7 protein-coding genes are annotated in these 7,784 nt (G+C 74.6%); 3 read left to right on the top strand and 4 right to left on the bottom strand.

What is annotated here, in order from left to right; translation table 11 throughout:
- Positions 1–52 precede the first annotated feature (52 nt).
- Genes NT8_RS25760 through NT8_RS25750 form a run of 3 tightly spaced genes read right to left on the bottom strand, consistent with a single transcriptional unit; the run spans position 53 to position 3,332 of the window.
- Complete coding sequence (locus NT8_RS25760) at positions 53–1,561, bottom strand: tripartite tricarboxylate transporter permease (RefSeq protein WP_084469281.1); 1,509 nt, start codon at positions 1,559–1,561, stop codon at positions 53–55.
- Between the two features lie 26 nt (positions 1,562–1,587).
- Complete coding sequence (locus tag NT8_RS25755; RefSeq protein ID WP_245646334.1) at positions 1,588–2,316, bottom strand: tripartite tricarboxylate transporter TctB family protein; 729 nt, start codon at positions 2,314–2,316, stop codon at positions 1,588–1,590.
- 2 nt (positions 2,317–2,318) lie between these two features.
- On the bottom strand, positions 2,319–3,332 hold the full coding sequence (locus NT8_RS25750; RefSeq protein WP_067974961.1) for a Bug family tripartite tricarboxylate transporter substrate binding protein: 1,014 nt from the start codon (positions 3,330–3,332) through the stop codon (positions 2,319–2,321).
- Between the two features lie 140 nt (positions 3,333–3,472).
- Here NT8_RS25750 and NT8_RS25745 point away from each other — a divergent pair, with 140 nt between their 5' ends.
- The 3 genes from NT8_RS25745 (at position 3,473) to NT8_RS25735 (ending at position 6,649) form a co-directional block, all read left to right on the top strand.
- On the top strand, positions 3,473–4,366 hold the full coding sequence (locus tag NT8_RS25745; RefSeq protein WP_067974958.1) for a LysR family transcriptional regulator: 894 nt from the start codon (positions 3,473–3,475) through the stop codon (positions 4,364–4,366).
- A gap of 129 nt (positions 4,367–4,495) precedes the next feature.
- Complete coding sequence (gene kdgD / locus NT8_RS25740) at positions 4,496–5,410, top strand: 5-dehydro-4-deoxyglucarate dehydratase (protein WP_067974955.1); 915 nt, start codon at positions 4,496–4,498, stop codon at positions 5,408–5,410.
- Between the two features lie 51 nt (positions 5,411–5,461).
- Positions 5,462–6,649, top strand: coding sequence for an L-talarate/galactarate dehydratase (locus NT8_RS25735; RefSeq protein ID WP_067974953.1), 1,188 nt, complete (start codon positions 5,462–5,464; stop codon positions 6,647–6,649).
- 52 nt (positions 6,650–6,701) lie between these two features.
- Here NT8_RS25735 and NT8_RS25730 read toward each other — a convergent pair.
- A partial coding sequence (locus NT8_RS25730; RefSeq protein WP_067974951.1) for a tartrate dehydrogenase occupies positions 6,702–7,784 on the bottom strand: 1,083 nt, incomplete at its 5' end.

The raw sequence follows: 7,784 nt of genomic DNA, 5'->3' as shown, positions 1-7,784 counted from the left end.
CCCCCGCCGGAGGTGTCCGGCGGGGGCGGCGCGGCGGGGGCGGGGGAGCGGGTCAGGAGTCGGCCTTCTCCCGTTCGGCGGCGGGGCGCGCGGCCGCCGCCCGGCGCCGCAGCAGCCACCGCCCGGCGGGGACCAGCAGCACCACCACGAGCACCGCCAGCAGCGTCCCGGAGATCGGGCGGGTCAGGAACCCGGTGGGGTCGCCGTCGAACACCAGCAGCGACCGGCGCAGCGACGTCTCCAGCAGCGACCCGAGGACGAACGCCAGCACGAGCGGCCCCGGCTCGAACCCGAACTTCTTCATCAGGTAGCCCACGAGCCCGAACACGATCACCAGGGCGATGTCGAAGACGCTGTTGCGGACCGTGTAGACCCCGATGAGGGTGATCAGCACGGTGATCGGGGCCAGCACGGTGGCGCGCACCCGCAGGATGCGCACGAACAGCCCCACCAGCGGGATGCTCATGATCAGCAGCAGCACGTTGCCGATGTACATGGAGTTCACCACCCCCCAGAACAGGTCCGGGTCGGTGGAGACGAGCTGCGGCCCCGGGGTCACCCCCTGGATGAGCAGCGCGCCGAAGATCATCGCCATGGTCGCGTTGGCGGGGATGCCCAGCGTCAGCAGCGGGATGAACGACGACGTCGACGCCGCGTTGTTCGCCGTCTCGGGGGCGGCCACCCCCTCCACCGCGCCCTTGCCGAAGCGCTCCGGCGTCTTCGACACCCGCTTCTCCACGGCGTAGGCGGCCAGCGACGACAGCGTGGCGCCGCCGCCCGGCAGGATGCCGAGCAGGAAGCCCAGCACCGAGCCGCGCCCGATCGCGCCCGCCGACCGCCGCAGGTCGGCGCGCGAGGGCCACACGTCGGTCACCCGGGCGGGCACCGGGGCGGCGCCGCCCCGCTGCTCCAGGTTGTGCAGGATCTCGCCGATGCCGAACACGCCCATGGCGATCGGCACGAAGTCCAGGCCGTCGGCCAGCGACAGCGAGTCGAAGGTGAACCGCTCGGCGCCGGTGAACATGTCGCGGCCGACCGTCGCCAGCAGCAGGCCCACGCAGGCGGCGACGACCGCCTTCACCCGGCCCCCGTTGCTCACCGTGGCCACGAGCAGGATGCCGAGCAGGGCCAGCGCCGTGTACTCCGGCGGCCCGAAGTCCAGCGCGAACCCGGCCACCACGGGCGCCAGCAGCGACAGCGCGACGATCGACACGGTGCCGCCGACGAACGACCCGACGGCGGCCACGCCCAGCGCGGTCCCCGCCCGGCCCTGCCGGGTCAGGGCGTGCCCGTCGAAGACCGTGACCACCGACGACGCCTCGCCGGGCAGCCGCAGCAGCACCGACGTGATCGTGCCGCCGTACTGGGCGCCGTAGAAGATGCCGGCGAGCATGATGACGGCCGTCACCGGCTCGATGCCGTAGGTCAGCGGGAGCAGGATCGCGATGGTCGCCGCCGGGCCCAGGCCGGGCAGGACGCCGACGAGCATCCCGACGACGACGCCGATCAGGCAGTACAGCAGGTTGACCGGTTCGAGGACGACGCCGAACCCGTCGATCATGGGGGCGAGGGAGTCCAACGTCGCTCCTAGAAGAGGTGGGGGACCGGCACGCCCAGCGCGCCGACGAAGACCGCGTAGAACGCGACCGTGATCGCGACCGCGGTGACCGCGGAGAGCCGCCACGACTCGCCGCCGAGGAACCGCAGCCAGACGAACGCGAGCAGGGCGGTCGGGATCTCGAACCCGATCACGCCGATGACGGCGACGAACACGACCATGGTGGCCAGCGCCGCGGCGACCCGCCAGGACGCGGCGGTGAACGCCTCGGCGTCGGCGGTGCGCCGCGCCCGCGCGGCCAGGGCCGCCCCCAGGCAGGTGAGCGCGGCGCCGATGGCGAACGGCCAGGCGCCGGCCTCGGGTTCGGCCGGGCTGCCCAGGCCCAGGGCGCGGGCGCCGGCCATCGCGGCGATCCCGAGGGCGACCACGATCAGCGCGGCGACCAGGTTGGCCGGCGGGCCCGCGGGCGGCGGCCCGTCGGCGCCGTCGGCGGCCGCTTCGGGGGAGTCGGGGGATGCGGCGGGGACCGCGTCCGGGCCCGCAGTGCCGGGGGCGGGGGCGCCCTCCGGCGCCGGGCCCCCGGCCGCGCCGACCGCGTCGGCCGGGTCCATAGCGGGCCCGGGGGGCGGGGCGGGCTCGCCGGTCCCGGCGGACGGGGCCGCGGCGGCGGGCGGGGCGCCGGCCGGGCCGCCCGGCGCGGGGGCGGCGCCGGGGCCGCCCTCCGGGCCGGGCGCGCCGTCGGCCTTCCGCCGCCGCACGATCACTGACCGCCCCCGAGGTCGATGCCGTACTCCTCGGTGGTGGCCCGGTAGTCCTCCAGGGCGGTGCCCCACTCCTCGGTGATCTGCGCGCCGTCGACCTCGTGCGGGGTCAGCAGGTTCTCCTCGTTGAACCGCTGGTAGTCCTCCGACGCGAAGGCGGCCTGGAAGGCCTCGCGCAGCCGGTCCACGACCTCCTGCGGGGTGCCCTTGGGGGCGGCGATCGCCCGGTACTGGGCGACCTCGGCGTCGTAGCCCTCCTCGACCGCCGTCGGGGTGTCGGGCAGGTACTCGTTGCGCTCCGCCGCGAAGGTGACGAGGGGGGTCAGCTCGCCCGCCTCGATCTGGCCGATCGCCTCGCCGAGCTGGATGGCGGCGACGTCGACCTCCTCGCCGAGCAGGGCGGTCAGCGTCGGGGCGCCGCCGTCGAACGGCACGGCCTCGGCCGGGATGTCGGCCTGGGCGAACAGCAGCTCCTGGGCGAGCTGGCTGCCGGTGCCCACGCCCGTGGTGCCGAACTTCAGCTCCTCCCCGGAGTCGGCCAGGTCGTCCAGGGTCGTGACGTCGGACGCCGCCGGGACCACCAGCACGTAGTCGTCGCGGGAGACGCCGGTGACGATCTCGAAGTCCTCGACGGAGACGGCCTCGTCCTCCCCGACCGCGAGCGGGGTGATGGCGGCCAGCGAGGCGTTGAGGACGAGCAGGTTGTGGCCGTCGGGCTCCTCGCCGGCCACCTCGTTGGCCGCCAGCGCGCCGTTGGCGCCGGGCGTGTTGACGACGGGCATCGCGACCCCGAGGTCGTCCGCCGCCGCCTCGGCGAGGGCGCGGCCGATCAGGTCGGTGCTGCCGCCGGGGTCCTGGCCGACCGCGACGGTGACCGGGCCGCTCGGGAAGGCGTCGCCGCCCCCGCCGCCGGACAGGTTGCCGCCGCACGCGGCCACGGACAGGGAGAGGGCCGCCACGAGAGCGGGCACGGCCCCTCGGCGCGCCAGTCTCATCCTCCGGACCTGGGTCATGCGTTCTCCTTCGATGTCGAGGCCGCTCGCCGGCGGGGGCACTGTGAGTGCCGTCACGTCGCCGAGTGACTGGCAGCCTAGGAGGGCGTTTTATGCCTGTCCAAGGCTAATTCAGCATAAGGTGATACCATTTCGGCATCATGTTCTCCTTCGAGCAACTGCGCGGCTTCGTGGCCGTCGCCGAGGAACTGCACTTCGGGCGGGCCGCCGAGCGGCTGTCCATGACCCAGCCCCCGCTGAGCCGGCAGATCCAGAAGCTGGAGCGCGAGGTCGGCGTCCGCCTGCTGGAGCGCGACCGGCGGCACGTCGCGCTGACCACCGCCGGCACCGCGTTCCTGGTCGAGGCGCGGCGCCTGCTCGCCCTCGCCGACAGCGCCCCCGACCTCGCCCGGCGCATCTCCGCCGGGTCGAGCGGCACGCTGCGCATCGGGTTCACCGCCGCCTCCTCCTACGGCGTCCTGGGCCGGCTCCTCAACGAGCTGGAGGACGTGCTGCCCGACATCGACGTCGAGCTGTTCGAGATGGTCACCCGCGAACAGGTGGCGGCGCTGCTCACCGGCGAGGTCGACCTCGGCCTCGCCCGCCCGCCGTTCGACACCGACCTGTTCGGCTCGCGGGTGCAGCACCGCGAGCGGATGCTGGTGGCGGTCCCCGCCGACCACCCCCTCGCGGCCGCCGACCGCCCGGTCACCGGCGACGACCTCGCCGGGGTGCCCCTGATCATGCACTCGCCCACCCGGGCCCGCTACTTCTACGACCTCGTCGTCTCTCTGGTGCCCATCGCCCACCAGAACGTGGTGCACACCGTCAGCCAGATCCTCACCATGGTCTGGCTGGTGGCCGCCGGGCGCGGGGTGGCGTTCGTCCCCGAGTCGGCGACCGGCCTGGGCGTCGCCGGCGTCGCCTACCGCGAACTCGCCGGACTCCCCGACGACCCGGTCGAACTCCACCTGCTCTGGCCCCGCCACACCGGCAACCCCGCGCTGCTGCGCGCCCTGGAGGTGTGGGCGCCGGCGCCCGGCGCGGGCGCCTGATGCCGGTCCGGTATCAGTTGATGCCCAACAGATCTTGGACAGCATCACGCGCCACTCCGTACGGTATCGGCCAGACAGCGCGGGGTCCCGGACAGGGAAGTCCCGGCCCGCCGATCCCAAGGAGGACGCGTGAACCCGTTGCACCCCGGTGACCTGGCCACCCGGCTCAAGTCCGGCCTCCTGTCCTTCCCCGTGACCCACTTCGACGCCGACCTCGCCTTCGACGAGCACCGCTACCGCGAGCACCTGGCCTGGCAGGCCGGGTTCGGGGTGGCCGGGCTGTTCGCGGCCGGCGGCACGGGGGAGGGGTTCTCGCTCACCTCGGCCGAGATCGACCGGGTCGTGCGCACCGCCGTCGCCGAGATCGACGGCGCGGTGCCCGTGGTCGCCCCCGCCACCGGCGGCACCGCCACCGCCGCCGCCCAGGCCCGCGCCGCCCAGGAGGCCGGCGCCGACGGCGTCCTGCTGATGCCGCCCTACCTCACCGAGGCCGGGCAGGCCGGCCTGGTCGAGCACGTCAGCGCCGTGTGCGCGGCCACCGACCTCGGCGTGATCGTCTACAGCCGGTCCAACGCCGTGTTCACCGACGAGAGCGTGGCCGTCCTCGCCGACCGCCACCCCAACCTCATCGGGCTCAAGGACGGCGTCGGCAACATCGAGACCATGGCCCGCGTCTACGCCAAGGTCGGCGACCGGCTCATCTACATCGGCGGGCTGCCCACCGCCGAGACCTACGCGCTGCCGCTGCTCCAGCTCGGCGTCAGCACCTACTCCTCCGCGCTCTACAACTTCCTGCCCGAGTTCGCCCTCGACTTCTACGCCGCGGTGCGCGCCCAGGACCGCACCGAGGTCTACCGCCGCCTCAACGAGTTCGTCATCCCCTACCTGGACATCCGCGACCGGTCCCGCGGCTACGCCGTGTCCATCGTCAAGGCCGGCCTCACCGCCGTCGGCCGCGACGGGGGGCGGGTCCGCCCGCCGCTGTCGGACCTCACCGACGCCGAGCGCGCCGAGCTGTCCGCGCTCATCGCCAAGGTGCGCTGACCCGCCCCGGACCCGCCGCCCGCACCGCCCTCTCGACCCCAGGAGCCCGCGATGACCGCGACCCCGCCCGAACCCGCCGCCACCCCCCGCCCCACCGGGGCCGACCGCATCGAATCGGTCGTGCTCTCCCGGGTCGACCTGCCGCTGGCCGCCCCCATCAGCGACGCCAAGGTCCTCACCGGCCGGCAGCGGCCGCTCACCTCGGTGTCGATGCTGTTCGCCGAGATCCGCACCGCGGAGGGGTGGGAGGGCGTCGGCTACACCTACTCCAAGCGGGCCGGCGGCCACGGCCAGTTCGCGCACGCCCGCGAGATCGCCCCCGAGCTGATCGGCGAGGACCCCAGCGACATCCAGCGCATCTGGACCCGGCTGGTGTGGGCGGGCGCCTCGGTCGGCCGCAGCGGGCTCGCCACCCAGGCGGTCGCCGCCATCGACATCGCCCTGTGGGATCTCAAGGCCAAGCGCGCCGGACTCCCCCTGGCCAAGCTCCTCGGCGCCCACCGCGACGCCGTGGCCTGCTACAACACCTCCGGCGGGTTCCTGTCGACCCCCCTGGAGCAGGTCCTGGACAACACCCGGGCCGCGCGCGCCAGCGGCATCGGCGGCATCAAGATCAAGGTCGGCCAGCCCGACACCCGCGCCGACCTCGCCCGGGTCGCCGCCGTCCGCGAGGAACTGGGCGACTTCCCGCTCATGGTCGACGCCAACCAGCAGTGGAACCGCGACACGGCCGTGCGCATGGGGCGGGTGCTGGAGGAGTTCGACCTCGTCTGGATCGAGGAGCCCCTCGACGCCTACGACGCCGCCGGGCACGCCGCGCTCGCCCGCGAACTCGCCACGCCCATCGCCACCGGCGAGATGCTCACCAGCCCGGCCGAGCACGAGGAGCTGCTGCGGCACGGCGCCGTCGACTTCCTCCAGCCCGACGCGCCGCGCGTCGGCGGGATCACCCCGTTCCTGAAGATCATGGAGCGCGGCCGGCACGCCGGGGTGCGGCTCGCCCCGCACTTCGCCATGGAGATCCACCTGCACCTCGCCGCCGCCTACGAGATCGACCCGTGGGTGGAGCACTTCGACTGGCTCGACCCCCTGTTCGAGGAGCGGCTGGAGACCGTCGACGGCCGCATGCGCGTCCCGGCCCGGCCCGGACTCGGCATCACGATCAGCGACCAGGCGCGCGCCTGGACCGACCAGCGCGTCCGCGTCGACGGCGCCGGGACCACCGACCTGTCCGGCTGACACGGGCGGGCGGGCGCGGGCCACCGCCCCGCCCGCCCGCGCCGCGCGGCGGTCAGCCGCCCAGGTGGTCGACCACCGCGGCGGTGACGTCCTTGGTCGAGGCGGTGCCGCCCACGTCGCGGGTGCGCACGCCCGCCGCGCACGCCGCGGCGATCGCGCGGCGCACCCGGTCGCCCTCGGCGGCCAGCCCCAGGTGGTCCAGCATCAGCGCCGCGCTGCCGATCGCGCCGACGGGGTTGCACACCCCCTGCCCGGCGATGTCGGGCGCCGACCCGTGCACCGGCTCGAACATGCTCGGCGTCCGCCGCTCGGGGTTGAGGTTGGCGCTGGCCGCCAGGCCCAGGCTGCCCGAAAGGGCGCTGCCGAGGTCGGACAGGATGTCGGCGTGCAGGTTGGACGCCACCACGACCGACAGGTCCTGCGGCCGCAGCACGAACTTCGCCGCCATGGCGTCGACCAGCACGCTCTCGGTCTCGACGTCGGGGTAGTCGGCGGCGACGCGCGCGAACACCTCGTCCCACAGCACCATCCCGTACTGCTGGGCGTTGCTCTTGGTCACGCTGGACACCTTGCGCCGGTCGCGGGTGCGGGCCAGGTCGAAGGCGAACCGCATGATCCGCTCGCAGCCGACCTCGGTGAACACCGACGACTGCACCGCCACCTCGCCGCCGGGGCCGCGCCCGGCGAAGTTGCGGCCGCCGAACCCGCCGTACTCGCCCTCGGAGTTCTCGCGCACCACCACCCAGTCCAGCGGGGCGGTGTCGGCCGCCCGCAGCGGGGCGGTGATCCCCGGCAGGAAGGTCACCGGGCGGACGTTGGCCCACTGGTCCAGGCCCTGGCACAGGCGCAGCCGCAGCCCCCACAGGCTCACGTGGTCGGGCACGGTGGGCCAGCCCACGGCGCCGAAGTACAGGGCGTCGAAGTCGCGGACGCGCTCGGGGCCGTCCTCGTCGATCATCCGGCCGGTGCGGGCGTGGAACCCGCAGCCCCACGGGAACTCGGTCCACTCGAAGGCGAACGCGCCGTGCGAGGCCGTGGCGAGCGCGTCCAGCACCTGGCGGCCGGCGGCGACGACCTCGGGGCCGACGCCGTCGCCGGGGATGGACGCGATGCGGAAGCGGCGGGTCTCGGACAT

It is taken from the genome of Nocardiopsis trehalosi NBRC 14201, assembly GCF_001552555.1.
GTDB classification, from domain to species: domain Bacteria; phylum Actinomycetota; class Actinomycetes; order Streptosporangiales; family Streptosporangiaceae; genus Nocardiopsis_B; species Nocardiopsis_B trehalosi.
This window is presented reverse-complemented; position numbering and strand designations above follow the sequence as displayed.